We start from the raw sequence: 26,549 nt of genomic DNA, 5'->3' as shown, positions 1-26,549 counted from the left end.
GTACTGGCCTGCAGCGATGCCTGAACAGCTTATCCACAGATACCTGCACAGATAATGTGCGCAATGCATAGCGCAAGTGATTGAAATAGAACGAAAAACGCACAGTAGCTGAGAAGCCGCGTCGGGCTTGCTTCCTGGAGGTCGAACTACAGTTTATCCACAGATGAGTCCACGGATTTTGGGTAAAAGCACCTGTTCCCTGTGAACAGATCTCTGGCATTCGCCACCTTTATGGAAGACTGCCCGCCAAGCCAAGGTGTCCTGGCCAGGTTTCGCGAATGAACTCACTCCTACAGGAAAGGCGATGCAACGCTTTATGCACAGCGGGGCCTTGCCAGCTTCAAGCTGGATAGAAAGTGATCATCTCGATGGAGGCCTCGTCATCCGTGACCTGCAGCATTGTCCGCACAAGCTATCCACAGATGGTTGCACAGATATTGTGCGCAATGACCGAGTTATCCCTATGATTTTGCTCGAAAAATGTCCAGACAGTGGAAAGCTGCGCCAGGATTGGCCCCTGTACATCCATTGACATCTTATCCACAGAGGCATCCACCGGAACTGGGGGAAAAGGCTCTGTGATGGGCATTTTCGCCCGAAGAAGAAGGCAGCAGCCGCGCGTGCTTCGCGGGGGCGCGAAACCTGATCAGAAGTTGATCAACTCCTGAAAAGGCCCGGCTGGCGGGGGATAGCGAAGTGTCCGAACAGCTTATCCACAATCTGCTGCACAGCATCTGTGTGCAACGCACAAGGCAAGTGATTGAAAATGCTCAGAAAATAGCCTGCTAGTGGTAAAGCACACGTGGTGCGGGGCCTGGAGGTTGGTCTACACCTTATCCACAGGCCCTTCCACTGATTTTGGGGAGCAGTGTGGAACGCGAAGGCTCAGTTGCCCTCGCGCATTTCCTGATAGCGCTGTTCCAGCTCCTGGCGAATCTGGCGGCGCTGCTGGGCTTGTGCGAATCGGCGCTTCTCGTCCGTGGTTTCTGGCTGCAAGGGCGGTACTTGTGCCGGGCGGCGTTCGTCGTCCAGGGCGACCATGGTGAAGAAGCAGCTGTTGGTATGGCGGACCGAACGTTCGCGGATGTTCTCGGTGACCACCTTGATACCCACCTCCATGGAGGTGTTGCCGGTGTAGTTCACCGAGGCGAGGAATGTCACAAGCTCGCCGACATGGATGGGTTCGCGGAAGATCACCTGATCCACCGACAGGGTGACCACGTAGCGCCCGGCATAGCGGCTGGCGCAGGCGTAGGCGACTTCATCGAGATACTTGAGCAGGGTGCCGCCGTGGACGTTGCCGGAGAAGTTGGCCATGTCCGGGGTCATTAAGACGGTCATCGACAGATGTGCGGTTCCGGGTTCCATGCTGGCCTCGTCGGTAGTGGGGGCGGTCTGAGATAGACGCAGGCTGGCGCCTGGGCGCTACAGGGGATAATCACGTAACGCCGTGCGGGCTGTGGATAACCGCGCGGTCAGGGCGCGGCATCGGGCTGCTGGCAGGCCGGGTATTCCTCCGCCAGGTCGCTGGGACCGCAGGCCAAGCCGTGCTGCCTGCGTAACTGGGCCAGCTCCTCGCTCTGCTCGATCAGGAAGCGGTCGAAGGCTTCCAGTATCTCCGGATGCTTCAGGCTGCTGGCGTGGAACGCGGTCTTCGCAAGTGGCAGTTCCGGGTCCAGCAGCAAGCGATCGCCACCCAGATTGGTGTTCGCGTCCAGGTAGTGGTGCAGCACTTCCGGGTTGGCATAGATGGCGTCGATGCGTAGGCGCAGCAGCATGCGTACCAGCGCGCCGATATCGCTGGCCTCCACCAAGTGCACCTGGCCGTCGCGCAGGCGGTCCTGCCAGGCCTCGGGGGTGAAGCCGCGTACGGTGCCCAGGCGTCGTACCGCGTCTATGCCCCGGCCCAGATGCTCGCGCAGCACCAGGCTGCCGTCGACGATGCGGATGATCGGTCGGCTGTAATACAGGCGCGCATCGCCCTTGAGCTGGCGCGACCAGGCGGGGTTGTCGGGAAACACCAGCATCAACCGGTCGGTGGTTTGCAGATTGCGGTGCAGGCGGTTGATCGGCAGGGCTTCCAGCTCAAGGGCCAGGCCCTGGTCGATGGCGAAGCGCTGCAGAAGCGCGATGGCATAGCCTTCAGCCGGCTTGCCGGGGAGTGCCCGGTAGTAAGGCAGGTAGTCCTGGCTTTCCAGGCCTACGCGCAAGGGCTCCGCTTGGCAGACGCCGAGAGCCATCAACAGCAGCGCGAGGATCGCAGCTTTCATTGGGCGGGCCCGGAACGAGATGAGGATGCCGATGAGCCTAGCAGGCGGGCGGGCAAACTTCAGCGCCCGGCCAAGCTGGCCGGGCGCTTCGCTGGACCGCGAGTCCGGCGTCAGGCGTGGGTCAGGTACCAGCGCCAGTCCTGCTCGCCCACTTCGCTGACGAACTGGCGGAACTCCTCCCATTTGATGGCGAGGAAGATCTTCAGGAAGTCCTCGCCCAGGGCGTCCCTGGCCCAGGTCGACTGCTCCAGATTGCGCAGGGCGGTCAGCCAGTCGGTGGGCAGGGTTTCCCTGGCTTGCTCGTAACCATTGCCGGCGATGGGCTCGCCCGGATCGATCTGCTCGCGAATGCCCTTGTGGATACCGGCGAGAATCGCGGCGGCAGCCAGATAGGGGTTGGCGTCGGCACCACAGATGCGGTGCTCGACATGGCGGCTCTTGGCCGGGCCGCCGGGCACGCGGAAGGACACGGTGCGGTTGTTCACGCCCCAGCTCTTGGCGAGCGGTGCATAGCTGTTGGCCTGGAAGCGACGGTAGGAGTTGGCATTGGGGCAGAAGATCGCCAGCGTGTCGTTGAGCGTGGCCATCATGCCGCCGATGGCGTGGCGCAGCAGTGGGGTGCCGTGCGGGTCCTCGCTGGCCATCAGGTTGTTGCCCTGCTCATCGGCGAGGCTCACGTGCATGTGCAGGCCGCTGCCGGCCAGGTCGCCGAAGGGCTTGGCCATGAAGCAGGCGACCAGCCCATGCTTGTTGGCTACACCTTTCACCAGGCGCTTGTAGCGAATGCCTTCGTCGACCGCCTGGAGTGCGTCGAAGCGGTGTTCGAGGGTCAGCTCCAACTGGCCGGGGGCGTACTCCGAAATGGCGGTGCGCACCGGCAGACCCTGGGCCTCGCAGGCCGCATAGAGGTCGTCGAGGAAGGGCTGCAGCTGTTCCAGCTCGTAGACGCCGTAGACCTGTGGCGCCTGCGGGCGCACGCCATTCATCTGCAGCGCCGGCTGTGGACGGCCGTTGGCATCGCGGCGCTTGTCCAGCAGGTAGAACTCCAGCTCGACTGCCATCACCGGGTGGTAGCCGTCGGCCTTGAGGCGCTCGATGGTACGGGCCAGCACATGGCGCGGATCGCCGGGGGTGGCCGGCAGACCCTGGGTCGGGTGCATGCTGACCTGCACCTGGCCGGTGGGTGTAGTGCGCCAGGGTTGCAGGGTCAGCGAGCCGGGCACCGGGTAGGTCCAACAGTCAGCGTCGGCGACTTCCCAGACCAGGCCGCTGGCTTCGACGTCCTCGCCCTGGATGGTCAGCGAGAGGATGGAGCTGGGCAGCGGACGGCCGTTCTCGAAGATCGGCAGCAGCTCGTCACGGTGCAGCAGCTTGCCGCGGGGGATGCCGTTGGCGTCGATCAGCATCAGTTCGATGCTGCGCACTTCGGGGTGGCGTTCGAGGAAGTCGCGGGCTTCCTGGGGATCGGCGAATTGCATGGTCGTTCTCGCGTAGGGTGGAGGGCGCTTCATCCATCCACCGGGGTTGGGTATTGGTGGATGAAAAGAGCGTCATCCACCCTACGGATCATTCGCGGGCGCCGGGGATCGCCAGCAGTTCGGTGATGGCCTCGTCCAGGGTGGCAATCAACGTGTCTACGTCGGCGGCGGTGGTGGCCGGGCAGCACAGGGTCATGTTGTGGAACGGCGTGATCAGGATGCCGCGGTTGATCAGGTAGAGGTGCAGGGCCATCTGCAGCTCATCGTGGAAGGCCGCTTCGGCCTCGGCGCCGGTGCGCGGCGACACCGGGCAGAACTGGAATTCGCTACGTGCGCCCAGTTCGGTCACCGACCATTTCAGGGCGTGCTTCGCAATCAGGCTGCGGAATCCGTCGGCCAAGCGTTTGGCCAGCGGCAGCATGTGGTCGTAGGCCGCCTGGGTCATCACCTGTTCGAGGTTGGCGCGCATGCAGTGCATGGCCAGGGCGTTGGCCGAGAGGGTGGTGCCCATGCCGCTGTGGCCGTGGCCATGGCTGTCCTGCTGGGCCTGCTTGCGCGAGGCGAGCATCCTGTCGGCCATCTCCGCGCTGCAGCCGAAGATGCCGCAAGGCACGCCGCCAGCAATGGGTTTGCCGACCACGAAGAAGTCGGGGTCGAGGTTCCACAGCTGGGTGCAGCCGCCGATGTTGGTGGAGATGGTGTGGGTCTCGTCGATGATCAGCAGGCTGCCGTACTTGCGGGTCAGCTCGCGGCACTTCTGCATGAAGCCCGGATCGGGCAGGACCATGCCGATGTTGGTCATCGCCGGTTCGCAGAGCAGGGCACAGACGTCGCCCTGGGCCAGCGCGGCTTCCAGCGCCTCGACATCGTTGAAGGGAACGGCGCGGCTGTGCTGGGTCAGGTCGTAGGCCTGGCCGACCAGACCGGAGCGGTGCACGGTCTCGCCATCGCGGCAGCGCACCATCACGTCGTCCACGGTGCCGTGGTAGCAGCCGTCGAACACCAGCAGGGTCTTGCGTCCGGTGATGGCGCGGGCCCAGCGCAGCACATAGCGGTTGGAGTCGGTGGCGGTGGCGGTCACCTGCCAGTAGGGCAGGCCGAAGCGCTGGGCCAGCAGCTCGCCGCAAACCACGGCATCCTCGCCCGGCAGCATGGTGGTCAGGCCGTTGTTGGCCTGCTCGGCGATGGCGCGGGCGATCGGGTCCGGCGAGTGACCGAACATTGTGCCGGTGTCGCCCAGGCAGAAGTCGATGTACTCGTGGCCATCGACGTCGTAGAAGCGGGCCCCCTTGGCGCGCTCGACGAACAGCGGGCAGGGCGTGGACCAGTCGGCCATCCAGTGCATCGGCACGCCGGCGTAGAGGGACTTGTGCGCGCGTTCAGCGAGTGCGACGGATTTCGGGTTGCGCTCGAGGAAGCGGGTGCGCTCGCGGGCGGCGAAGGTTTCCACGGCGGCTTGGCTGATTCCACTGGCAGTCATATTGAACACCTCGTTCGAATTTCTGCACATCGTGTTTTGTGATCACAATTCTGTCAAGACTTGCGAAAAAAGGCGCTGAAATTTAACGTGAAACCCGATTTGTGATCACAGGATAGAGCGAAAGGCCGGAGGGAAAGCCTCCTCTGGTCCGGATCCGCCCCGTGGTCCAGGCAACCACCCACAACAGAAGGCGACCAAAACCATGCGTAACTGCAGCCTGACCCTGAACCAACTGCCGGCGCCGCCGGCCCTTGCACGGTGATATGCCCATGGCCGAGAACCTGCAGGAACAGCTTTACCAACGACTACGCGAGGGCCTGCTGGCAGGCCAGTTCAAACCCGGTGAGCGCCTGAAGATCCGCGATCTCGCCGCTGCCTGGGGCACCAGCCCGATGCCGGTACGCGCCGCCTTGCAGCGCCTGGTGGCTGAAGGAGCCCTGGAGGGCGAGCCACAGCGCTCGGTGCGCGTGCCGCCGATGACCCGTGAACGCTTCAAGCATATATTCCAGGTGCGCATGGCGCTGGAGGGCATGGCCGTAGAAGCGGCCGCGGGCCAGCTCTCCCGCGATGAGCTGGATGTCCTGCGGGGGTGCATGGAGCGCATGGATATCGCCATCGAACAACGCGACGTACAGGGCTACCTGACCGACAACAGCCGGTTCCACCGGGTGCTCTACGGCGCCTGTGGCAACCCCATCCTGCTGCGGACCATCGAAACGCTCTGGCTGCAGGTCGGCCCCTTCTTCAATCGCCTGTTCACCGAGGCGGACCTGTCATTGCGTCTCAACGACTTCCACGAGGACGCCTTCAAGGCGTTGCAGGCGGGCGACGGCAAGGCCGCGCGCGTTGCTATCGAGCAGGATCTTTCCTACTTCGGCCAATTCCTCCTCAACCTGCTGGAACTGGACTTCGCCCAGGCCCGCAGCGGCTGATGACGCTTTCCCGCGGGAGCGAGTCTGACTCGCTTCCGTGGGGCATGAGCGTCGTCGGTCAACTGGTCAGCCAGACGTCCCGGGCCCAGTGCCAGACAGAGTCCCAGCTCTCGTCGGTGAGCTCGCCTTCGTCGCCGTCCCACAGCACCACTTCGCCTTCGCCATCGACCACGTAGTAGTCACGGCCGTCCTGGCAGAGCGGCACCAGGTCGCGAGGTACGCCCAGGTCCCAGGCGACGGCGGCGACTTCCGGCAGATAGGTGTGGGATTGCGGGTCGGTGACCGTCACCGGCTCCAGACGGCCGTAGATCACGTCGCTGACCTTGAGCAGGAACTCGCGCAGTTCGAAGGGCAGGTTGATCAACAGCTGCTCCTCGATCTCCACCAACTGCTCTTCGTCCGGCAGCTCCAGGGGAACCGGCACTGGCTCGTTGAGTTCGCGCAGTTGTTCGATGACTTCTTCCATGGCGACAGGCCCTCATGCATTGGGATGCGCTTTATACAGTAGCCGGGCTTGGGAAGAAAAAAGCCTTGTCGTAACGTGGCGGACATTCTGTTGCCAATCCGTTTGTCGAGGCCCCCATCATGGCGATCACCTGGTCCTGCAAGCACCACAGCGAACTCGATACCCGCGAGCTCTACTGTTTTCTGGCCCTGCGCTGCCAGGTGTTCGTGGTGGAACAGAACTGCCCCTACCTGGATGTCGACGGCCAGGACCTGGAAGCCGGCACCTGCCATGTGATGGCCTGGGAACAGGGCACGCTCCTGGCCTACCTGCGCCTACTGGACCCGGCCACCCAGGGCGGCGACGTAGTGATCGGACGGGTGGTCAGTGCCGCCCAGGCACGTGGCCGCGGCTTGGGCCACGGGTTGATGGAACGGGCCCTGGACGAAGCCGCCAAGCGCTGGCCGGGCATGCCGGTGTACCTCTCCGCCCAGGCGCACCTGCAGGGCTACTACGGCCGCTATGGCTTCTTGCCGGTGACCGACCTGTACCTCGACGACGGCATTCCTCATATCGGCATGCGCCGCGCTTAGGCCCGAGGCTGCTAATGGCGGCCCTGTTCAGCACCAACTGCTTCAGCCCGTCCGGACACGCTGGCTAAACTTTGTGCACTGATCCGGCTGCCCGAGGCAGCCTCCGATCCCTGGTTATCCACAGGAGGTGCAACATGCGAATGGCCGCAACCCTGCAGCGCAGCCTGGAGCGTGCCCATGCCGAATTCGATCTGGTGCCACACCCGCACTCGGCCACCAGTCTGGAGTCGGCACGCGTCGCCAATATCCCCGCCGAGCGTCTGGCCAAGACGGTAATCCTCGACGATCGCCAAGGCCATTTCCTCATGGCAGTGGTGCCTGCCAGCCGCCATCTGGACATGGGCAAGGTGCGCAAGGATGCCAAGATCTGGCAACTCACCCACGAAGCCGATCTATCCCGTCTGTTCAAGGACTGCGAACTGGGCGCCGTGCCGGCCCTTGGCGAGTTCTATGGCATGAACATGCTGGTGGACCCGCAATTGACCCGGCAACGTGACATCTACCTGGAAGCCGGCGACCACCAGAACCTGGTGCACATGCGCATGGATGAGTATCTGAAGCTGGTGCCCCATGCCGAAGTCTGCGAGCTCTGCCATTAGGGCGATGATCGGCTGCGCTTCGGAAAAGCGCTGGCTCGCTGAATCATGAAGAAGCTCAAGGGCGTTCGACCGCCCATTCCGCCGCCCTTCTGGTTCCGCCGCTCCCTTGCGCGTCGGCGCTGGCGCAGGGGTGGCGGTCGCCATCAGTGAAATGAAAAACCCGGGACAAGCCCGGGTTTTTCATTGCAGAAGCGATCAGTTCTGACGGATGCCCGCCACCAGCCAAGGCTGGTTGTCACCGTTGACGCGCTCCATGCGCCAGCTTTCGCTGAAGACTTCACCCTGGTCGAAGCGGGAAGACTTGGAGACGCCGTTGAAGGTCAGGGTCGCGACCGTCTTGTCGGCCAGTTCGTCGATGCCGTCCAGTTGCACCTGAAGGTTTTCGACGTAGGTGGACTGGTAGGCGTCGCCCAGGCTGGCGCGTTCTTCCTTGAGGAAGCTCAGCATCTGCGGGGTGACGAACTCGGCGATCTTGTCCATCTCGGCCGCGTCCCAGTGCTGCTGCAGGGCCATGAAGTGTTCGCGACCGGCTTCGACGAAGCGCTGCTCATTGAACCAGCTCGGGGCATTGAAGGCGGGCTGGGCGACCGGGGCAGCGCTGCCGAAGATCGACGCCGGCTGTTGCTGCGGCATCTGCGGCATTTCACGCTGGAACGGCGCATGGCCGGCCATGGCGGGTTGACCCTGCTGCTGGGCACGTTTGCGTGCGGCCAGGAAGCGGAAGATCAGGAAGGCGATCAGGCCGATGATCAGGAAGTCGAAGATCTGCATGCCATCGAAGCCGTCGCCCATGAACATGGAGGCGAGCAGGCCACCGGCGGCGATGCCGGCCAGCGGGCCGAGCCAGCGGGAAGCACCGCTCGCGGCGGCGGCTTTGCCGGCTGCAGCAGGGGCAGCGGCGTTCGGGGTTTGCTGGGCGGGAGCTGCCTGGCGGGTCTGGTGGGTCGGCGCGGAGCCGAAGGACTTGCCGCCACCCATACGCTTGGCGGCGTTGACATCCAGGCTGAGCGTCAGGCTGACGCAGAGGGCCAGGGCAATACTGAGAAATCGGCGCATCAGAGGCTTCTCTTGGTTATGAATCCACGCGCGCCATGCTGCACAGTCAGTCGCGCGATAGCTAGGGGCAGAGTGTTTCGGGATTTTGTCGGACAGCTCCGTCGGCCTTTTCCGGGCATGCCGTTCATCTGCGCAGCAGGAATACCAGCGGGCCGCAGCGCAATTGTTGGCGCAACAGGGCGCGCAAGTCGGCCTCGTCTTCCATGGGGTGACGCAGCCAGTGGATGAAGGTGCGCAGGTAAGCGCCAGTCAGCAGGCTTTCTTCGGCGATGCGACACAGATGCAGGGTTTCCCGCTGTGCCGCTTCGCGCCACCACTGCACCGTGCGACTGACCCGCAAAAGGCCCAGCACCTGCAAATGGAAATGACCGGGCTCCAGCTTGTAGAGCAGCATCTGCCCGGTCACCGAGCGGTGCGGCGCCAGGGCGCCAAGCCAGGCGATAAGAAGTTCTTCCAGGCGCTTTTCCGCGTTCAGGGCCGGCAGGTCGCTGCCCTTGCCGCGTTCCAGCAGGGCTTGGTCGGCGCGGTCGAACCAGGCCTCCACCAGGTCGTCCTTCTGTTTGTAGTGTTTGGCGATGGCGTCGAGGCCGACGCCGAGTTCGTTGGCCACCTCGAACAGGTGCAGCCGCTCCCAACCGCAGGTGTCGGCCAGGTTCAGGGCGCAATCGAGTATGTGCTGGGCGCTGGGAGAGCGGGGCATGGACGTACCTCCGCCACTCAGTATGGCCAAGCGAAAGGAGGCGGCAGGGGCATCGGACGGGCGGAGGGTAATGCCGAAGGGGGTGGCGGCTGCTCTTGTGGGGGCGAATTCATTCGCGAAGGACAGCGTAGCTGTCCCAAGGGCCTCAGGGCAGGCCTGCGGCCTGCACAGCGAATGAATTCGCCCCCACAGCGGATCGTGGCGATTGTCGGCTCAGAGCGGCTGCAGTTTGGCGTAGGCCAGCATCAGCCACTTGCTGCCCTCACTCTCGAACTTCACCTGCACCCGTGCCTGGGCACCGGCGCCTTCGAAGTTGAGGATGGTGCCTTCACCGAACAGCGCATGCTGGACGCGCTGGCCCAGGGAGAAGGGCGTTTCCGGCACGGCGGCGCCATCGAAGATGGAACCGTGGCGACTGCCGGCACCCATGGGACGGCTGATGCTGTTGTTCAGCCGCACTTCACGGATCAGCTGCGGCGGTACCTCGCGAACGAAGCGCGAGACCTTGTTGTAGGTCTCGCTGCCGTACAACCGACGGGTTTCGGCGTAGGTCAGCACCAGGCGCTGCATGGCGCGGGTGACGCCGACATAGGCCAGGCGGCGTTCTTCCTCCAGGCGGGTCGGGTCTTCCATGCTCATCTTGTGCGGGAAGAGGCCTTCTTCCATGCCCACCAGGAACACCAGCGGGAACTCCAGGCCCTTGGCGCTGTGCAGGGTCATCAGCTGCACGCTGTCCTCGAAGGCGTCGGCCTGGGTTTCCCCGGCCTCCAGCGAGGCGTGGCTGAGGAAGGCCTGCAGCGGCGTGAGGCCGTCCTCGGGCTCTTCGTTCTCGAAGGCACGGGCGGCGCTGACCAGTTCTTCCAGGTTTTCCACCCGGGCCTGGCCTTTCTCGCCCTTCTCATCCTTGTGGTAGGCCACCAGGCCGCTCTGCTCGATGACGGTCTGGGTCATCAGGTGCAGGGGCATGTCGAGGGCCTTGGCGGCAAGGTTCTCGATCAGCTCCATGAACGCCGCCAGGGCGCCGGAGGCGCGGCCAGGCAGGGCCTTGTTGGCGAGCATCAGGCGGATCGCTTCCCACATCGCGACTTCATTGACGCGGGCGAACTCGCGGATGTTCTCCACGGTTTTCTCGCCGATGCCGCGTGGCGGCACGTTGATCACCCGCTCCAGCGCGGCATCGTTGCCGCGGCCGTCGAGCAGGCGCAGGTAGGCCATGGCGTTCTTGATCTCGGCGCGCTCGAAGAAGCGCTGGCCGCCGTAGATGCGGTAGGGAATCTTCTCCCGCAGCAGGGCCTCTTCCAGCACCCGCGACTGGGCGTTGGAACGGTAGAGGATGGCAATCTCGCTGCGTGCCATGCCGTCCTTCAGTGCGCTTTCGATGCTCTCCACCACATAGCGGGCTTCGTCGTGCTCGTTGAAGGCGGCATACAGGCCAATGGGTTCGCCTTCTTCGCCCTCGGTCCAGAGCTCCTTGCCCAGGCGCCCTTGATTGTTGGCGATCAGGGCGTTGGCGGCCTTGAGGATGCCCGCGGTGGAGCGGTAGTTCTGCTCCAGGCGGATCACCTCGGTGTCGGGGAAGTCGCTGGAGAACTGCTGGATGTTCTCGATCCGCGCGCCGCGCCAGCCGTAGATGGACTGGTCGTCGTCGCCCACCACCATCAGGCTCTGGCCGCCTTTGGCGAGCAGGCGCAGCCAGGCGTATTGCACGGCGTTGGTGTCCTGGAACTCGTCCACCAGCACATGGCGGAAGCGCCGCTGGTAGTGCTCCAGCAGGCTCGGGCGGTCGCGCCAGAGGTCGAGGGCGCGCAGCAGCAGCTCGGAGAAATCGATCACCCCGGTGCGCGCGCAGGCGGCCTCGTAGGCTTCGTAGATCTTCAGCATGGTGCCGAGGAACAGATCGCCGCCGGCCTGGATGTGCTGCGGGCGGATGCCCTCGTCCTTCTGCCCGTTGATGAACCACTGGGCCTGGCGTGCCGGCCAGCGCTGCTCGTCGAGGCCGAGGTCGCGGATCACCCGCTTGACCAGTCGCTGCTGATCGTCGCCGTCGAGGATCTGGAAGTTCTCGGCCAGGCCGGCTTCCTGCCAATGGGCCCGCAACAGGCGGTGCGCCAGGCCGTGGAAGGTGCCGACCCACATGCCGGCCGGGTTGATCCCCAGCAATTGCTCGATGCGCTGGCGCATCTCGGCGGCGGCCTTGTTGGTGAAGGTCACCGACAGGAGCGAATGCGGTGAAGCCTGCTCCACCTGGATCAGCCAGGCGATGCGGTGCACCAGCACGCGGGTTTTGCCGGAACCGGCGCCGGCAAGCACCAGTTGACGCCCCAGCGGGGCCGCTACGGCCTGGCGTTGAGCGTCGTTGAGGGAGTTCAGAAGGAGGGAGAGATCGTCGCGCATCGCGGCATTCTAGGGAGGTGGACGGGGGAGGGCAAACTGATGACCGGATGGTCAGCTGGGCGGTCGCTGATCCCCGTGCCAGAGACCCTCCTAAAGTTGGGGGACGCTCGTCTGGAACCTCGCACATAAAGCTATTGCAGCTTCTTCCCGCTCGGGTAAGCTCCGGGCTCGCTTAGGCAGACCACTACAAAAAAAGCGCCTATGACCGCTAATTCAATGCCCGTCGGCCCGGCCCTGTCCCTGGCTGACAACCGCGAGATCCGCCAGCAGTTCGCGACCGACATTGCGGCCGAACGCACGCGCCTCCTTTATCAGGGCTCCCAGGTTCCGACCCTGTTCATGCTGCTCAACGGCCTGGCCTGCGCCTATCTGCTCTGGGCGCCGGGCAACAGCCTGCTGCTCGGTGGCTGGCTGGCCTGGCTGGTGTTGCTGGCCGTCCTGCGCCTGACCCAGGTGGCTGCCTTCAAGAAAGCCCAGCCCGCCCAGCAGGCCTGCCCACGCTGGCGCCGCGCCTTCCTCCTCGGCGCGGGTGCTTCGGGTCTGACCCTGGCTTTCGCCGCCGTGGCGCTGGTGCCGCCGGACGCCTTTGTGCAGCAGGCCCTGGTCTATGGCCTGATCGCCGCTGCCATTCTTTCCGCCAGCGTCGCCTACGCCGTCAGCCTGTCGGCCTTCCTGACCTTCGCCTTGCCTTGCCTACTACCGTCGATTACCTGGCTGCTGCTGGGCGATACGCCGCTGCTCCGCGGGTGGGGCGTGCTCGGGGTGATACTCGCCGCCTCGCTCATGGTGGTGGCCTGGCAGGTCAACCGGCTGGTGCAACGCAGCCTGCTGCAGCGCTTCCAGAACCTGGCGCTGATCAGTCACCTGGAAGCAGCCAAGGGACGCGCCGAAGGCCTCAATGAAGAGCTGGCCCGCGAGGTGGAGCAGCGCCGTCGTGCCGAACGCGAGTTGCGCCGCACCCACGCTGAGCTGGAAATGCGCGTGGCCCAGCGCACCCTGGAGCTGGCGGACGCCAGCCATGCACTCTCCAAGAGCGAAGCGCGCCTGGCACTGGCGCTGGAGGCCAGCGAGCTGGGGCTGTGGGACTGGAACCTGGAAACGGATGAGGTCCATCACTCCCAGCTCAAGGCCATTTTTGGCATTGAGGCCGAGGATGTGACTCGTGTGCTCAGTGACCTCAAGCCGCGCCTGCACCCAGACGACTTGCCGCTGTTGCGCCGGGCCCTGGTCGAACACCTCAAGGGCCGCACCGATGGCTACTCCATCGACTACCGGGTACGCCACAACGACGGCCACTGGGTCTGGGTGGAGGACCGCGGTCGGGTGGTTGAGCGCGATGGCGACGGCAAGGTGCTGCGCATGCTCGGCACCCGCCGCGACATCACGGCGCGCAAGCTCCGCGATGAAGAGCAACGCCTGGCGGCCACGGTGTTCGAGGCGGCCAGCGAGGGCATCGTTATCCTCGATCCCGACTACCGGGTGATTCAGGCCAACGCGGCCTTCAGCCAGGTCACCGGTTATCGCCAGGAAGAAGTCATCGGGCGCAGCGTCGCTACCCTCATTGGCAGCCGCGAGGCGCGCCGCCGCTATCACCTCATCCGTGAAGAGCTGGAGCAGCGCGGCAGCTGGCAAGGCGAGCTGGTGGATGCGCGCAAGAGCGGCGAGCTCTACCCCCAGTGGCTGCAGCTCAACGTGGTACGCGACTCGCGGGGCAATGTCAGCCATATCGTCGGCTTCTTTGCCGACCTCACCGCCCGCCGCGAGGCCGAGGAGCGCCTGCGCTACCTGTCCAGCTACGACGAGCTCACCGGGCTGGCCAATCGCACCCTGTTCAAGGATCGCCTTCACGAGGCCAGCCAGCGTGCCCGCCAGAGTGGCCGCAGCCTGGCGCTGCTGCACATCGACCTGGACCGGTTCAAGGTGCTCAACGATAGCCTCGGTCATGAAGTGGCCGACCAACTGCTGAGCCAGGTCAGCCGCCGCCTGACCCAGGAGGTGCCGGAAGCCGACACGATCGCACGCCTGGCTGGCGATGAGTTCGCTGTGATCCTCGACGCCTATGGCAGCGTCGCCAGCCTGGCGCGCCAGGCCAGTCGCCTGCTCGGCAAGCTGCGCATGCCGATGACCGTGGGCGGCCACGAACTGGTGATCAGCGGCTCCCTTGGCATCAGCCTGCTGCCGGACAACGCCCGCGATATTTCCGCCCTCATCAGCCAGGCCAACATGGCCATGCAGCACGCCAAGCACTTGGGCGGCAACACCTTCCAGTTCTTCACTGACAACCTGCAGGCCTGCACCCTGGAGCGCCTGCAGCTGGAGAACCAGCTGCGCAAGGCCATCGAGGAAGGTCAGCTGGAAGTTTTCTACCAGCCGAAGCTGGGCCTGGCCGATAACAGCCTGAACGCGGCCGAGGCGCTGGTGCGCTGGCGCCATCCGCAGCAGGGGCTGGTACCACCCGGGGATTTCATCGGGCTGGCAGAAGAAACCGGGCTGATCGCCCCCATCGGGGAATTCGTGTTGCGCCAGGCCTGCCAGCAGGCCCGTGAGTGGCAGCGCCAAGGCCTGGCGGACATCCGTGTTTCGGTGAACCTGTCGATGCACCAGCTGCGTCAGGGCAACCTGGTCAGCCTGATTCGTCAGGTGCTGGAGGAAACCGGTCTGCAGGCGCGCCTGCTGGAGCTGGAGCTGACCGAAAGCCACCTGCTGGAAAATGTCGAGAACGTCATCGCCACCTTCCACCAGTTGCGTCAGCTCGGCGTGAAGCTGGCCATCGACGATTTCGGCACCGGCTATTCATCCCTGAGCTACCTCAAGCGCTTCCCGGTCGACTACGTGAAGATCGACCAGACCTTCATCCGTGATCTCTCCGCCGGCAGCGAGGACGCCGCCATTACCCGCGCGATCATCGCCATGGCCCACAGCCTGGAGCTGAAAGTGGTCGCCGAGGGCGTGGAAAACCAGGAGCAACTGAACTTCCTGCGCAGCCAGCGCTGCGACGAGATCCAGGGCTACCTGATCAGCCCGCCAGTGGAAGCACCGCAGTTCGTACGGCTGCTCAAGGAGCAGGCCACCGCGCTCTGGCGCTGACGCCTGCACCCGTGCGCCCATGCGGGAGTTGATCCGGTGGATATCGCTTTTCAAATCCACCTGTGGAGTCAGGCGCTTGCAGCGGTACGGCTGTTGCCGCTGCTGAACCAGCGCAGCAGCAGGGCGTTCTCCAGGGGCAGGTCCGCAGGCAGCGGCACGTACAGCGTGTGGCCGTCCCCCGGTGCTACGGCCTTGCGCTCGCCGAAGCGGTTCTCCAGCGCTTCCAGGCGGAAATCCAGGTTGCCCTGTGGGGTCATCAGTTGCAGGCGGTCGCCGACCGCGAAGTGATTCTTCACCCGTACTTCCGCCAGGCCCTGGCGAACCACCCCGGTCAGCTCGCCCACGAACTGCTGGCGCTCGGCCAGGGAGTAGCCGTGTTCGTAGTTCTGGTACTCGTCGTGTACGTGGCGGCGCAGGAAACCCTCGGTGTAGCCGCGGTTGGCCAGGGACTCGAGGTCGTCCATCAGGGCGCGGTCGAAGGGGCGGCCGGCAACGGCGTCATCGATGGCCTTGCGGTAGGCCTGGGCGGTACGTGCCACATAGAAGTGAGATTTGGTGCGGCCCTCGATCTTCAACGAGTGCACACCCATCTGCAGCAGCCGCTCGACGTGATGCACGGCGCGCAGGTCCTTGGAATTCATGATGTAGGTGCCGTGCTCATCCTCCCAGGCGGACATCAGCTCGCCGGGGCGATTGGCTTCTTCCAGCAGGAACACCCGGTCGCTGCTCGCGCCGCAGCCGAGGGTCGGCACTACCTGGCCCAGCTCATCTTCGCGCGCTGTTTGGGCGTTGTACTGCCAGCGGCAGGCGTTGGTGCAGGTGCCCTGGTTGGGGTCGCGATGATTGAGGTAGCCGGACAGCAGGCAGCGGCCCGAATAGGCCATGCACAGGGCGCCGTGGACGAAGACTTCCAGTTCCATGCCGGGCACCTGCTGGCGGATTTCGCCGATTTCCTCCAGGGACAGTTCGCGGGACAGGATCACCCGACTCAGCCCCTGCTGCTGCCAGAACTTCACGCTGGCCCAGTTCACCGCATTGGCTTGCACCGAGAGGTGGATGGGCATCTGCGGGAAATACTCGCGAACCAGCATGATCAGGCCGGGATCGGACATGATCAGCGCATCCGGACCCATGGCGATCACGGGCTCCAGGTCTTTGAGGAAGGTTCGCAGTTTGGCGTTGTGCGGGGCGATGTTCACCACCACGTAGAAGCGCTTGCCAGCCGCGTGGGCTTCCGCAATACCGAGGGCCAGGTGGGTGTGGTCGAACTCGTTGTTGCGCACCCGCAGGCTGTAGCGCGGCTGGCCGGCATACACGGCATCGGCGCCATAGGCGAAGGCATGACGCATGGCCTTGAGGGTACCGGCGGGGGAGAGCAGTTCGGGGCTGTGCATGGCGCGGCTCGCGGTGTGTGGGCGATGGACGCGCGATTCTAGGGAGGGGGCGAGGGCGCTTTATTGCTCCAGAGCAATGCGCGGGTGCCGCTGCGGTGGATATCCGCCCGGTGGATTTCCACCGCAGCGGATGCTGGCCGAGCGAAGGGTGGACAGCGCTTTTCTATTCGCCAGCCGCGCGTGTCAGTCGTGCCACTGCCGGCCGTGCAGTTCCAGCAGGCTGTGGGCCTGTTCCGGCCCGGTGGAGCCGGCGGGGTAGGGGCGCGGGCTCTGGTAGTACTCGTGCCAGCCTTCGAGGATGGGGTCGACCCAGCTCCAGGCGGCTTCCACCTCGTCGCGGCGCATGAACAGCGTCGAATCACCCTCGATCACATCCAGCAACAGGCGCTCGTAGGCGTCCCAGCGACGTTGGTGGCTGAAGGCCTTGGCCAGGTTCAGGTCCAGCTCCACGGGCTCCAGGTTCATGCCCTTGCCAGGCGACTTGGCCATCAGTTGCAGGCTGATGCGCTCTTCCGGCTGCAGGCGAATCAGCAGGCGGTTGGCCTCGCCATCGGCGAACAGGCGGTGGGGCACCGGCTTGAACTGGATGACGATCTCAGAGTACTTGCGCGCCAGGCGCTTGCCGGTGCGCAGGTAGAAAGGCACGCCGGCCCAACGCCAGTTGTCGATCTCCGCCTGCATGGCGACGAAGGTTTCGGTGTCGCTGTCGTTGTCGACGTTCTTCTCGAAGTAGTAGGCCGGCACTTCCTGGCCGCCGATCTTGCCGGCGCTGTACTGGCCGCGCACGGTCTTGTCGCGCACGTCCTGCCCGGAGATGGGTTTCAGCGCTTCGAGGATTTTCACCTTCTCGTTGCGTACCGCTTCGGCGTCGAAGCGCACCGGCGCCTCCATCGCCACCAGGCAGAGCAGTTGCAGCAGGTGGTTCTGCACCATGTCGCGCATGGCCCCGGAGCGGTCGTAGTAGGCGCCGCGGTTCTCCACGCCGAGGGTCTCGCAGACGCTGATCTGCACATGATCGATGTGCCCGGCACGCCAGATCGGCTCGAACAGGCCGTTGGCGAAGCGCAGGGCCATGAGGTTCTGCACGGTTTCCTTGCCCAGGTAGTGGTCGATGCGGAACACCTGGGATTCGTCGAACACCTTGCCGATGGCGGCGTTGATCGCCTTGGCCGACTCCAGCGAGTGGCCGATGGGTTTCTCCAGCACGATGCGCGATTGCGGGGTAGCCAACTGGGCGACAGCCAGGTGTGCGGCGACGTCCTCGAACAGGTCGGGGGCGGTAGCGAGGTAGTACACCCGCCCGCAGCCGGGGTCAGGCCCGAGGTAGCGGGCCAGGCGGCCGAAGTCGGCGCTCTGGGATACATCCATGGCGAAGTAGTCCAGGCGCTCGGAGAAGCCCCGCCAGGCCTCGGTGGTGAAGTCGGCGCGGGCTACCTGGGCACGGCAACGGCGTTCGGCCAGGGCGCGGTAGCCGTCACGGTCAAGGGCGTTGCGGGCCAGGGCGAGGATGCGCATCTGCGGATGCAGGCGCCCTTCGCGATGCAGGTGATAGAGGGCCGGAAGCAGTTTGTGCAGCGCGAGATCGCCGGTACCGCCGAAGACGAGCATGTCGCAGGAGCTGGTCAAGGATGCGCTCTCCCTTCCTTGCACGCGGATAAAGGGTCGTTCAACTGGGCGGAAAAGCGGCTCATGTAGTATAACTACACGATCACTACAGCCTGGTTCAGCCGATCATAACCGAGTCGAGGCCCGTTGCATGATGGAAGAAACCGGCAAAACCCCCATTCCAGACAGAGCCTGCCCTGTGAATCTGCTGCAACATATCGCTCAGTCGCGGCATCTGCTGCGCAAGTCGGAACTGAAAGTCGCCGACCACGTCCTGCTCGATCCCGCCGCGGTCATGCACAGCTCCATGGCCGACCTGGCCCAGGGGGTCGGGGTCAGCGAACCTACCATCGTGCGCTTCTGCCGGGCCATCGGCTGCGGCGGCTTCCAGGATCTGAAGCTGAAACTGGCGCAGAGCCTGGCCGCTGGTGCCAGCTTCGGCCAGTTTGCCATTCACGAAGAGGACTCGGTCGCCGACTTCAGCCTGAAGATCTTCGACACCACCCTGCACACCCTGATAGAAGTCCGCGAGAAGCTCGACCCGGAAGCCCTCCAGCGTGCCATCGCCGCCTGTGCCCAGGCGCAGCGCGTGGAGTTCTACGGCTTCGGCGCTTCCGGTGCGGTGGCGGCCGATGCCCAGCACAAGTTCTTCCGCCTGCTGCTCACGGCGGCGGCCTACTCCGATCCGCACATGCAGGCGATGTCGGCGGTCACCCTGAAGCCATCGGACGTGGCCATCTGCATCTCCCAGTCGGGCCGCTCCAAGGACCTGCTGATCACCGCCAACCTGGTGCGTGAAGCCGGCGCCACGCTGATCACCCTCTGCCCGAGCCAGACCCCGCTGGCTGACCTGGCCACGGTGAACCTCGCCATTGACGTGCAGGAAGACACCGAAATCTACACCCCGCTGACCTCGCGTATCGCCCACCTGGTGGTGATCGACGTACTCGCCATGGGCGTCGCCATGGCCCGTGGCCCGACCCTGGTCAACCACCTCAAGAGTGTGAAGCGAAGCCTGCGCAGCCTGCGTCTATCGCCTAAATCGGTGAAGAGCGCCGAGGACTGAGTCGGGACCTGATCAAGCGAGTCGACGGCTTCCGACGCGCAGCCAATCAAGCCAGCCCCTGGCGTACCAGCAACCGCTCGATGGCTTCGATGAAGGGCCCGCTGCCCGGCCAACTGGTAATCCGTCCCAGCGGCCGGCCGTGGTACAGCGCGATAAAGGTCGGCACGCCGTGCAGGCCGAAGCGCAGGGCCAGCGCCGGGTCTTCTTCCACTTCGTCGTGCAGCCAGCGTACCTGCGGCCACTGGCAGCGCTCCTGGGTGCGCAGCAGGTCGTGCTTGGCGACATCGCAGAGCGGGCAGTCGTCCTGCCAGAGGTAGAGCAGCACCAGCCGTTGGCGTTCGCTGGCCAATACGTCATCAAGGATGCTGGCGCGCACCCGTTGGATCGGAAAGCGTTGGAAGAACTCGACGGCATTGCTCATGGCGTCCTCCAGCGGCATGACCTGCACACAGCTGAGCAAAGTCGGCTCGTGCCGGTCTGTCCAGCTATCAGCCTGATAGCCTGAAATCTCTGCTTCACCACAGATTCACCGAGTCTTCGCGAAAGCGTCACAGGTGCGGGTGATCCTGCGCCTACCAGCCTGCTTCCGAACCCCACCCAGGGAGAGATGCCATGCAACGCTTTCACGATGATTCCGCCCATCTGGACAGCAAGACCCGGCGCAAACTGGAGGACCAGCGGCGTATGCAATTCCGTCGCGCAATCGAAGACCGCTGCGAGCAGCGCCGCCTGCAGATGGAATGCTCGGACTACCCCTACCCCGAGCTGATCGCCGTTAACTACCTGTTGTCGTCAAAGGCAGTGCGCCGGAAAAGCGGTGGGAAAGCGCGCTGATCTGTGCGCGTTCTTCGCGGATAAAGCCTAGAAACGCCTGGGCGACCGGCGACAGCCGCTTGCCCTTGGCGTGTACCGCGCACCAGCTCCGATAGAGCGGCAACTCCTCCACCGGCAGCTCTCGCAAGAGCCCTGTCGCCAGTTCCAGGCTCACTGCGTGGCGTGGGATCAGGGCGATGCCAAGGTCGGCCACCACACATTCCTTCTGTGCATCCAGCGAGGCCACTTCCATGGTCTGGGCGAAGTGCGCGCGCTTTTGCTGGAAGTATTCCTCGCAGGCCTTGCGCGTGCCTGAGCCGGCCTCGCGCACCAGCAGGGTGTAGGGCTCCAGGTCCTTCAGCGTCAGTTTGGCGGCGTTGCACAGCGGGTGGTCGGGCGGCGCCACCGCAACGATCGGGTTGTTCAGGAAGGGCAGGAACTCCAGCGCCATGTCCTGGGGTACCAGGGACATGATCACCAGATCGTCGCGGTTGTCCGAGAGCCGCTTGATCACCTGGGCGCGGTTGGTCACCACCAGGTGCAGGCTGACGTCCGGATGCTGCTCGCGGAAGGCAGCGAACAGGTGCGGCACGAAGTACTTGGCGCTCGATTCCACCGCCAGGTTCAGCTGGCCCTGCAGGGAGCCCTGCAAATCAGAGAGCTGCATGTCGAGGCTGGCCAGGCGCTGGAAGATGTCGCTGCTGGCGCGCATCAGTGCCTCGGCCGCGTCGGTCACGTAGAGCTTCTTGCCGACGTACTCGAACAGCGGCTGGCCCACCAGTTCTTCGAGCTGGCGGATCTGCAGGCTGACGGCCGGTTGAGTCAGTGCCATTTCCTCGGCCGCGCGGCTGTAGGAGCGGCTTTCATACACGGCTCGGAACACCTGGAGTTGGCGCAGCGTCATACGCAGCAGGGTCTTGCGCATCGATTTTGGCCTCAAGGGGTGGGCAGGGTTGCTGACTATAAGCTCAACCTAATGGATACCCCAATAATTATTGATTGGGGTTATTCCCGCTCGCGGCGTAGGGTAATGACGCGACCGCTACACGATCTGCGGTCACCCAACGACCGGCCCAGCCGTTCGCCTGTTCACTTGGTCGAGGGAAAGCTCGTGATCAAGAAAATCCTGATCGCCAACCGTGGTGAGATTGCCGTCCGCATCGTGCGCGCTTGCGCCGAAATGGGCATCCGCTCGGTGGCCATCTACTCCGATGCCGACCGGCACGCCCTGCACGTCAAGCGTGCCGACGAAGCCCACAGCATTGGTGACGACCCGCTGGCCGGGTACCTGAACCCGCGCAAGCTGGTGAACCTGGCGGTCGAGACCGGCTGCGATGCCCTGCACCCGGGCTACGGCTTCCTCTCTGAAAACGCCGAGCTGGCGGACATCTGCGCCGAGCGCGGGATCAAGTTCATCGGCCCGAGCGCCGAAGTGATCCGCCGCATGGGCGACAAGACCGAAGCCCGCCGCAGCATGATCAAGGCCGGCGTGCCGGTCACCCCCGGCACCGAAGGCAACGTCGCCGACCTCGCCGAAGCGCTGCGTGAAGCCGAGCGCATCGGCTACCCGGTGATGCTCAAGGCCACCTCCGGTGGTGGCGGTCGTGGTATCCGTCGCTGCAACAGCCGCGAGGAGCTGGAACAGGCCTACCCGCGCGTGATTTCCGAAGCCACCAAGGCCTTCGGCTCGGCGGAAGTCTTCCTCGAAAAGTGCATCGTCAACCCGAAGCACATCGAAGCGCAGATCCTGGCCGACTCCTTCGGCAACACCGTGCACCTGTTCGAGCGCGACTGCTCGATCCAGCGCCGCAACCAGAAGCTCATCGAGATCGCCCCCAGCCCGCAGCTCACCCCCGAGCAGCGCGCCTACATCGGTGACCTCTCGGTGCGGGCGGCCAAGGCCGTGGGCTACGAGAACGCCGGCACCGTGGAGTTCCTGCTCGCCGAGGGCGAGGTGTACTTCATGGAGATGAACACCCGCGTGCAGGTGGAACACACCATCACCGAGGAAATCACCGGCATCGACATCGTCCGCGAGCAGATTCGCATTGCCTCGGGCCAGGAGCTCTCGGTCAAGCAGGACGACATCATCCATCGCGGCTTCGCCCTGCAGTTCCGCATCAATGCCGAGGACCCGAAGAACAACTTCCTGCCGTCCTTCGGCAAGATCACCCGCTACTACGCCCCCGGCGGCCCCGGCGTGCGCACCGACACCGCGATCTACACCGGCTACACCATTCCGCCGTACTACGACTCCATGTGCCTGAAGCTGATCGTCTGGGCACTGACCTGGGAAGAGGCCCTGGACCGCGGCCTGCGCGCCCTCGATGACATGCGCGTGCAGGGTGTGCGGACCACCGCGCCCTACTACCAGGAAATCCTGCGCAATCCCGAGTTCCGCAGCGCCGAGTTCAACACCAGTTTCGTCGAGAGCCATCCGGAGCTGACCCAGTACTCGATCAAGCGCAACCCGTCGCACCTGGCTATCGCCATCGCCACCGCCATCGCCGCCCACGCCGGCCTGTAGGGGAAGGATTCAGAACATGAGCAAGAAGATCTCCATCACCGATACCATCCTGCGCGATGCGCACCAGTCCCTGCTGGCCACCCGCATGCGCACCGAAGACATGCTTCCGATCTGCGACAAGCTCGACAAGGTCGGCTACTGGTCGCTGGAAGTCTGGGGCGGCGCCACCTTCGACGCCTGCGTACGCTTCCTCAAGGAAGACCCGTGGGAGCGCCTGCGCAAGCTCAAGGCTGCCCTGCCCAACACCCGCCTGCAGATGCTCCTGCGCGGCCAGAACCTGCTGGGCTACCGCCACTACGGTGACGACGTGGTACGCGCCTTCGTCGCCAAGGCCGCGGTCAACGGCATCGATGTGTTCCGCATCTTCGACGCGATGAACGACGTGCGTAACTTGCGCGTCTCCATCGAAGCGGTGAAGGCGGCCGGCAAGCACGCCCAAGGCACCATCGCGTACACCACCAGTCCGGTGCACACCATCGACGCCTTCGTGAATCAGGCCAAGACCATGGCTGCCATGGGCGTCGACTCCATCGCCATCAAGGACATGGCCGGCCTGCTGACCCCGTACGCCACCGGTGACCTGGTCAAGGCCCTTAAGGATGCGCTGCCGCTGGAAATCGTGGTGCACTCCCACGACACCGCCGGCGTGGCCAGCATGTGCCAGCTGAAGGCCGTCGAGAATGGCGCCGACCGCATCGACACCGCCATCTCCAGCATGGCCTGGGGCACCAGCCACCCGGGCACCGAGTCCATGGTCGCCGCTCTGCGCAACACCCCGTACGACACCGGCCTGGATCTTGAGCTGATCCAGGAAATCGGCATGTACTTCCACGCCGTGCGCAAGAAGTACCACCAGTTCGAGAGCGAATTCACCGGCGTGGATACCCGCGTGCAGGTCAACCAGGTGCCGGGTGGCATGATTTCCAACCTGGCCAACCAGCTGAAAGAGCAGGGCGCGCTCAACCGCATGGCCGAAGTGCTGGAAGAGATCCCGCGCGTGCGCGCCGACCTCGGCTTCCCGCCCCTGGTGACCCCGACTTCGCAGATCGTCGGCACCCAGGCCTTCTTCAACGTGCTGGCCGGTGAGCGCTACAAGACCATCACCAACGAGGTGAAGCTCTACCTGCAGGGCCGCTATGGCAAGGCGCCGGGCGAGATCAACGAGCAACTGCGCCGCCAGGCCATCGGCAACGAAGAAGTCATCGACGTGCGTCCGGCCGACCTGATCAAGCCTGAGCTGGACAAGCTGCGCGCCGACATCGGCAGCCTGGCCAAGTCCGAAGAGGACGTGCTGACCTATGCCATGTTCCCCGACATCGGCCGCAAGTTCCTCGAAGAGCGTGCAGCCGGCACCCTGAAACCTGAAGAGCTGCTGCCCATCCCCAATGGCCAGCGCGCAGCTCCGGTCGGCGGCGAAGGCGTACCGACCGAGTTCGTGGTGGACGTGCACGGTGAGAGCTACCGCGTCGACATTACCGGTGTGGGTGTGAAGAGCGACGGCAAACGTCACTTCTACCTGTCCATCGATGGCATGCCGGAAGAAGTGGTATTCGAGCCGCTCAACGAGTTCGTCGCAGGCAGCGGCAGCAAGCGCAAGAGCGCCAGCGCCCCGGGCGATGTCAGCACCACTATGCCGGGCAACATCGTCGACGTGCTGGTGAAGGAAGGCGATCAGGTGAAAGCCGGTCAGGCCGTGCTGATCACCGAGGCGATGAAGATGGAAACCGAGGTCCAGGCGCCCATCGACGGCACCGTCAAGGCCGTCCACGTTGCCAAGGGCGACCGGGTGACCCCGGATGAAGTCCTGATCGAAATCGCCTGATTGCTCTGAAGAGAGTCCCCTAGGGAGCCGCAAGGCTCCCTTTTTTATTGAGGCAAGATGCCGGGTGCGAGCCGCTGATCCGGGCGCAGCTTGATGTGCCGCCTACACTGCATGCTGTCGAGCCAGACAGCCGGTCTGGTTATCCTGAAAGGAAATCAGCATATGAAAGCATGTGGAGCCGAGTTTCTGGGTACCTTCTGGTTGGTGTTGGGCGGCTGTGGCAGCGCGGTGCTGGCGGCCGCCTTTCCAGAGCTGGGGATTGGTTTGCTGGGTGTGTCGCTGGCCTTTGGCCTGACGGTGGTGACCATGGCCTATGCGGTGGGGCACATCTCCGGAGGGCATTTCAATCCGGCGGTTTCGGTCGGGCTCTGGGCTGGCGGCCGTCTGCCGTTGGCCAAGTTGCTGCCCTACATCGTGTCCCAAGTGCTGGGTGGCCTGGCGGCTGGCGGCGTGCTTTATCTGATCGCCTCCGGCAAGGCTGGTTTCGATCTGTCGGCCGGCTTCGCCTCCAACGGTTATGCCGAGCACTCCCCCGGCGGCTATTCGCTGACTGCGGCGGCCATCTGCGAAGTCGTGATGACGGCGTTCTTCCTGCTGATCATTCTCGGCTCTACATCCAAGCGGGCTCCGGCCGGATTTGCGCCCTTGGCCATTGGCTTCAGCCTGGCGCTGATTCACCTGATCTCGATCCCTGTGACCAATACTTCCGTCAACCCGGCGCGCAGTACGGCGGTAGCGCTCTACGTCGGAGATTGGGCGGTCAGCCAACTGTGGCTGTTCTGGCTGGCACCGATTGCCGGTGCGCTGATCGGTTCGTTGCTGTACCGGTTGATTGCCAGTGAGCAGGATTGAAGTTGGGCGGTAAGTTGGGTCAGGCGCGTGGCACTTTGGCCACAGAGGGCGCAGTAGCCTGACCCTTATCCAGGCCGCGCTCCTGTGGCGCGGCCGGCAAGCACCCGGCCGCTGGAAAGGTGGAGTCGTTTGGGGACTTTGGCAGAGACCGGGGGGCTGCTCGGGCTATTGCTGCTTGATGTCCCGAGCGGTGTCGCGTGTCTCCTGCTTGGTGTCGCGCTTGTCCTGGCGGCACTCTGCACGGCTCGCTTCATCTCCCTCCTTGCACTCTTCCTTCGTTTCCCTTGCAGCGTCGCGCCCCTCCTGCTTCGTATCTCGCGATTCTTGGCGTTGATCGGCCTGCTCGGTGGCATAAGTCGGCGTCGATACCCACTGCACGCCAGCGGCGACGGCGAGGGTCGCCAGGGCCGTCAAGACGTTCTTGGCAATCATGATTCTCCTCCTGTTCAAGAGTACGAAATCACTTCGTTGCCCAGTCATGAACCACACACGGCCCCGGACTCCTCCCTCACTGGGGATTTTCCAGGAGTACTTCTTGCTCAGAGCTTTCGCTCACAACCCACAAAGGCATGCCGAAGGACAGCAAATTCAACGGTAGGTCCACATGGGCTGCCCTGCAAGGGCAGTCAGCCCATTGCTCCTGCGATAGTCCCGTGGGGAAGCCGCAAGGTGCCTATTTTCATGGGGGGGTGGATGCAGGCGAGTTCAGCGGTTCGCCGGCTCAATGAATTTTTCAATCACCGCCATGCAAATCGCTTCTTGGCGCTGGCTGCATGGTCGCGCGCATTCTGGCCTTCCAGTCGACGCCAGCAGAGGAGGCCCCACCATGAAAACCGTCGCACAGATGCTCCGCGCCAAGCCGCAACAGAGCGTTCACACCATCGATGCCGACGCACCGATGCTCGAGGCACTGCGGTTGATGGCCGGGCAGAACATCGGCGCCCTGCCGGTGATCGAAGGGCGGCGCCTGGTGGGTATCGTCAGTGAGCGTGACTATGCGCGCAAAGGCGTGCTGCAAGGGCGCTCATCCGTGGCGACGGTGGTGCGCGAGTTCATGACCGAACCGGTACTGACGGTGACGCCGAAGCAGAGCATCCGCGAATGCATGTCGCTGATGACCGACCAGCACATGCGCCACCTTCCGGTGGTGGAGGGCGGCGAGCTGGTCGGCCTGCTGTCTATCGGCGACCTGGTGAAAGAGGCCATGGCCGAACAGGACGACCTGATCCTGCACCTGGAGCAGTACATCCGCGGCGAAGTGGCCTGAGCCCGCCCTATGTCCCTTCGTTCCAGCGCTGCACTCGACCCCTGCGTAGGATGTGGTTGAGCGAAGCGAAACCCATCAGACGGAGTTGGTGGATGGAAGAGCGCCATCCACCCGACGGCGAATCCGCTGTTTCGGGCAGGATTTCGTAGGGTGGACCACGCTTCATCGG

23 protein-coding genes are annotated in these 26,549 nt (G+C 64.3%); 10 read left to right on the top strand and 13 right to left on the bottom strand.

The features are described from left to right. Nucleotides 1–885: 885 nt before the first annotated feature. From G559_RS0103785 to G559_RS0103770, 4 genes are all read right to left on the bottom strand, one after another. Nucleotides 886–1,368, bottom strand: a complete 483-nt coding sequence (locus tag G559_RS0103785; protein WP_028626977.1) for an acyl-CoA thioesterase — start codon at nucleotides 1,366–1,368, stop codon at nucleotides 886–888. A gap of 107 nt (nucleotides 1,369–1,475) precedes the next feature. Next, nucleotides 1,476–2,270, bottom strand: a complete 795-nt coding sequence (locus G559_RS0103780; RefSeq protein WP_028626976.1) for a substrate-binding periplasmic protein — start codon at nucleotides 2,268–2,270, stop codon at nucleotides 1,476–1,478. Between the two features lie 110 nt (nucleotides 2,271–2,380). Beyond that, nucleotides 2,381–3,748, bottom strand: a complete 1,368-nt coding sequence (locus G559_RS0103775; RefSeq protein ID WP_028626975.1) for a glutamine synthetase family protein — start codon at nucleotides 3,746–3,748, stop codon at nucleotides 2,381–2,383. 88 nt (nucleotides 3,749–3,836) lie between these two features. Further along, entirely contained in the window at nucleotides 3,837–5,228 is a 1,392-nt protein-coding gene (locus G559_RS0103770) for an aspartate aminotransferase family protein (protein WP_028626974.1), read from the bottom strand. A 269-nt stretch (nucleotides 5,229–5,497) separates the two neighbouring features. Between G559_RS0103770 and G559_RS0103765 the strand changes: the two genes are divergently transcribed. After that, entirely contained in the window at nucleotides 5,498–6,160 is a 663-nt protein-coding gene (locus tag G559_RS0103765; protein ID WP_028626973.1) for a GntR family transcriptional regulator, read from the top strand. A 58-nt stretch (nucleotides 6,161–6,218) separates the two neighbouring features. Here G559_RS0103765 and G559_RS0103760 read toward each other — a convergent pair whose 3' ends face one another. Next, nucleotides 6,219–6,626: an SMI1/KNR4 family protein gene (locus G559_RS0103760; protein ID WP_028626972.1), complete on the bottom strand. Its 408-nt coding sequence runs from the start codon at nucleotides 6,624–6,626 to the stop codon at nucleotides 6,219–6,221. Between the two features lie 119 nt (nucleotides 6,627–6,745). Between G559_RS0103760 and G559_RS0103755 the strand changes: the two genes are divergently transcribed. Continuing rightward, the gene (locus G559_RS0103755; RefSeq protein ID WP_028626971.1) at nucleotides 6,746–7,198 is read left to right on the top strand and encodes a GNAT family N-acetyltransferase; all 453 of its coding nucleotides are present in this window, start codon (nucleotides 6,746–6,748) and stop codon (nucleotides 7,196–7,198) included. Nucleotides 7,199–7,332: 134 nt separating this feature from the next. Beyond that, a complete protein-coding gene (locus tag G559_RS0103750; protein ID WP_028626970.1) occupies nucleotides 7,333–7,797 on the top strand; it encodes an aminoacyl-tRNA deacylase in 465 nt (154 codons plus the stop codon). A 195-nt stretch (nucleotides 7,798–7,992) separates the two neighbouring features. On the opposite strand, the gene G559_RS0103745 is transcribed toward G559_RS0103750, so the two are convergent. From G559_RS0103745 to uvrD, 3 genes are all read right to left on the bottom strand, one after another. Beyond that, on the bottom strand, nucleotides 7,993–8,853 hold the full coding sequence (locus G559_RS0103745; RefSeq protein WP_028626969.1) for a Tim44 domain-containing protein: 861 nt from the start codon (nucleotides 8,851–8,853) through the stop codon (nucleotides 7,993–7,995). 124 nt (nucleotides 8,854–8,977) lie between these two features. After that, entirely contained in the window at nucleotides 8,978–9,553 is a 576-nt protein-coding gene (locus G559_RS0103740) for a TetR/AcrR family transcriptional regulator (RefSeq protein WP_028626968.1), read from the bottom strand. A gap of 213 nt (nucleotides 9,554–9,766) precedes the next feature. After that, a complete protein-coding gene (gene uvrD, locus G559_RS0103735; protein WP_028626967.1) occupies nucleotides 9,767–11,947 on the bottom strand; it encodes a DNA helicase II in 2,181 nt (726 codons plus the stop codon). A 216-nt stretch (nucleotides 11,948–12,163) separates the two neighbouring features. Between uvrD and G559_RS0103730 the strand changes: the two genes are divergently transcribed. Next, nucleotides 12,164–15,034, top strand: coding sequence for an EAL domain-containing protein (locus G559_RS0103730; RefSeq protein ID WP_394296402.1), 2,871 nt, complete (start codon nucleotides 12,164–12,166; stop codon nucleotides 15,032–15,034). Between the two features lie 68 nt (nucleotides 15,035–15,102). Here G559_RS0103730 and trhP read toward each other — a convergent pair whose 3' ends face one another. Together trhP and zwf are read right to left on the bottom strand one after the other, a co-directional pair. Further along, nucleotides 15,103–16,428 (bottom strand): prephenate-dependent tRNA uridine(34) hydroxylase TrhP, encoded by a 1,326-nt coding sequence (gene trhP / locus G559_RS0103725; RefSeq protein WP_028626965.1) that lies wholly within the window; start codon nucleotides 16,426–16,428, stop codon nucleotides 15,103–15,105. Nucleotides 16,429–16,611: 183 nt separating this feature from the next. Beyond that, entirely contained in the window at nucleotides 16,612–18,036 is a 1,425-nt protein-coding gene (gene zwf, locus G559_RS0103720; RefSeq protein WP_218570596.1) for a glucose-6-phosphate dehydrogenase, read from the bottom strand. Between the two features lie 196 nt (nucleotides 18,037–18,232). On the opposite strand from zwf, the gene hexR reads away from it, so the two are divergent. Continuing rightward, a complete protein-coding gene (gene hexR, locus G559_RS0103715; protein ID WP_028626963.1) occupies nucleotides 18,233–19,099 on the top strand; it encodes a transcriptional regulator HexR in 867 nt (288 codons plus the stop codon). A 46-nt stretch (nucleotides 19,100–19,145) separates the two neighbouring features. Here hexR and G559_RS0103710 read toward each other — a convergent pair whose 3' ends face one another. Further along, the gene (locus tag G559_RS0103710; protein ID WP_028626962.1) at nucleotides 19,146–19,520 is read right to left on the bottom strand and encodes a thioredoxin family protein; all 375 of its coding nucleotides are present in this window, start codon (nucleotides 19,518–19,520) and stop codon (nucleotides 19,146–19,148) included. Nucleotides 19,521–19,711: 191 nt separating this feature from the next. Here G559_RS0103710 and G559_RS29710 point away from each other — a divergent pair, with 191 nt between their 5' ends. Next, on the top strand, nucleotides 19,712–19,933 hold the full coding sequence (locus G559_RS29710; RefSeq protein ID WP_081667902.1) for a PA3496 family putative envelope integrity protein: 222 nt from the start codon (nucleotides 19,712–19,714) through the stop codon (nucleotides 19,931–19,933). On the opposite strand, the gene G559_RS0103705 is transcribed toward G559_RS29710, so the two are convergent. Then, nucleotides 19,875–20,837 (bottom strand): LysR family transcriptional regulator, encoded by a 963-nt coding sequence (locus G559_RS0103705; RefSeq protein ID WP_028626961.1) that lies wholly within the window; start codon nucleotides 20,835–20,837, stop codon nucleotides 19,875–19,877. The genes G559_RS29710 and G559_RS0103705 overlap by 59 nt on opposite strands. 186 nt (nucleotides 20,838–21,023) lie before the next feature. On the opposite strand from G559_RS0103705, the gene G559_RS0103700 reads away from it, so the two are divergent. The 3 genes from G559_RS0103700 to aqpZ all read left to right on the top strand — a co-directional run bounded on the left by G559_RS0103700 (nucleotide 21,024) and on the right by aqpZ (nucleotide 25,113). After that, nucleotides 21,024–22,439, top strand: coding sequence for an acetyl-CoA carboxylase biotin carboxylase subunit (locus tag G559_RS0103700; RefSeq protein ID WP_028626960.1), 1,416 nt, complete (start codon nucleotides 21,024–21,026; stop codon nucleotides 22,437–22,439). Nucleotides 22,440–22,455: 16 nt separating this feature from the next. Beyond that, complete coding sequence (gene oadA / locus G559_RS0103695) at nucleotides 22,456–24,261, top strand: sodium-extruding oxaloacetate decarboxylase subunit alpha (protein ID WP_028626959.1); 1,806 nt, start codon at nucleotides 22,456–22,458, stop codon at nucleotides 24,259–24,261. Between the two features lie 162 nt (nucleotides 24,262–24,423). Beyond that, nucleotides 24,424–25,113 (top strand): aquaporin Z, encoded by a 690-nt coding sequence (aqpZ, locus tag G559_RS0103690; RefSeq protein ID WP_028626958.1) that lies wholly within the window; start codon nucleotides 24,424–24,426, stop codon nucleotides 25,111–25,113. 165 nt (nucleotides 25,114–25,278) lie between these two features. Here the strand turns inward: aqpZ and G559_RS0103685 are convergent, their stop codons facing one another. Further along, nucleotides 25,279–25,545 carry a hypothetical protein gene (locus G559_RS0103685; protein ID WP_028626957.1) on the bottom strand — a complete coding sequence of 89 codons (267 nt, stop codon included), beginning with the start codon at nucleotides 25,543–25,545 and terminating at the stop codon, nucleotides 25,279–25,281. Between the two features lie 394 nt (nucleotides 25,546–25,939). On the opposite strand from G559_RS0103685, the gene G559_RS0103680 reads away from it, so the two are divergent. Next, the gene (locus G559_RS0103680; protein ID WP_028626956.1) at nucleotides 25,940–26,380 is read left to right on the top strand and encodes a CBS domain-containing protein; all 441 of its coding nucleotides are present in this window, start codon (nucleotides 25,940–25,942) and stop codon (nucleotides 26,378–26,380) included. Nucleotides 26,381–26,549 lie beyond the last annotated feature (169 nt).

Origin of the sequence: Metapseudomonas resinovorans DSM 21078 (assembly GCF_000423545.1) — a bacterium.
Taxonomy (GTDB): Bacteria; Pseudomonadota; Gammaproteobacteria; order Pseudomonadales; family Pseudomonadaceae; genus Metapseudomonas; species Metapseudomonas resinovorans.
Note: the sequence above shows the minus strand (reverse complement) of the source record. Positions and strands in the feature narration are given on the sequence as shown.

Coding starts and splice junctions, on each gene's coding strand:
- G559_RS0103760 (WP_028626972.1), bottom strand. CDS start 6,626: ATGGAAGAAGTCATCGAACAACTGCGCGAACTCAACGAGCCAGTGCCG.
- G559_RS0103785 (WP_028626977.1), bottom strand. CDS start 1,368: ATGGAACCCGGAACCGCACATCTGTCGATGACCGTCTTAATGACCCCG.
- G559_RS0103750 (WP_028626970.1), top strand. CDS start 7,333: ATGCGAATGGCCGCAACCCTGCAGCGCAGCCTGGAGCGTGCCCATGCC.
- G559_RS0103770 (WP_028626974.1), bottom strand. CDS start 5,228: ATGACTGCCAGTGGAATCAGCCAAGCCGCCGTGGAAACCTTCGCCGCC.
- G559_RS0103755 (WP_028626971.1), top strand. CDS start 6,746: ATGGCGATCACCTGGTCCTGCAAGCACCACAGCGAACTCGATACCCGC.
- G559_RS0103680 (WP_028626956.1), top strand. CDS start 25,940: ATGAAAACCGTCGCACAGATGCTCCGCGCCAAGCCGCAACAGAGCGTT.
- zwf (WP_218570596.1), bottom strand. CDS start 18,036: ATGCTCGTCTTCGGCGGTACCGGCGATCTCGCGCTGCACAAACTGCTT.
- G559_RS0103765 (WP_028626973.1), top strand. CDS start 5,498: ATGGCCGAGAACCTGCAGGAACAGCTTTACCAACGACTACGCGAGGGC.
- G559_RS0103775 (WP_028626975.1), bottom strand. CDS start 3,748: ATGCAATTCGCCGATCCCCAGGAAGCCCGCGACTTCCTCGAACGCCAC.
- G559_RS0103710 (WP_028626962.1), bottom strand. CDS start 19,520: ATGAGCAATGCCGTCGAGTTCTTCCAACGCTTTCCGATCCAACGGGTG.
- trhP (WP_028626965.1), bottom strand. CDS start 16,428: ATGCACAGCCCCGAACTGCTCTCCCCCGCCGGTACCCTCAAGGCCATG.
- G559_RS0103685 (WP_028626957.1), bottom strand. CDS start 25,545: ATGATTGCCAAGAACGTCTTGACGGCCCTGGCGACCCTCGCCGTCGCC.
- aqpZ (WP_028626958.1), top strand. CDS start 24,424: ATGAAAGCATGTGGAGCCGAGTTTCTGGGTACCTTCTGGTTGGTGTTG.
- G559_RS0103740 (WP_028626968.1), bottom strand. CDS start 9,553: ATGCCCCGCTCTCCCAGCGCCCAGCACATACTCGATTGCGCCCTGAAC.
- G559_RS29710 (WP_081667902.1), top strand. CDS start 19,712: ATGCAACGCTTTCACGATGATTCCGCCCATCTGGACAGCAAGACCCGG.
- G559_RS0103705 (WP_028626961.1), bottom strand. CDS start 20,837: ATGCGCAAGACCCTGCTGCGTATGACGCTGCGCCAACTCCAGGTGTTC.
- oadA (WP_028626959.1), top strand. CDS start 22,456: ATGAGCAAGAAGATCTCCATCACCGATACCATCCTGCGCGATGCGCAC.
- G559_RS0103730 (WP_394296402.1), top strand. CDS start 12,164: ATGCCCGTCGGCCCGGCCCTGTCCCTGGCTGACAACCGCGAGATCCGC.
- G559_RS0103745 (WP_028626969.1), bottom strand. CDS start 8,853: ATGCGCCGATTTCTCAGTATTGCCCTGGCCCTCTGCGTCAGCCTGACG.
- G559_RS0103780 (WP_028626976.1), bottom strand. CDS start 2,270: ATGAAAGCTGCGATCCTCGCGCTGCTGTTGATGGCTCTCGGCGTCTGC.
- uvrD (WP_028626967.1), bottom strand. CDS start 11,947: ATGCGCGACGATCTCTCCCTCCTTCTGAACTCCCTCAACGACGCTCAA.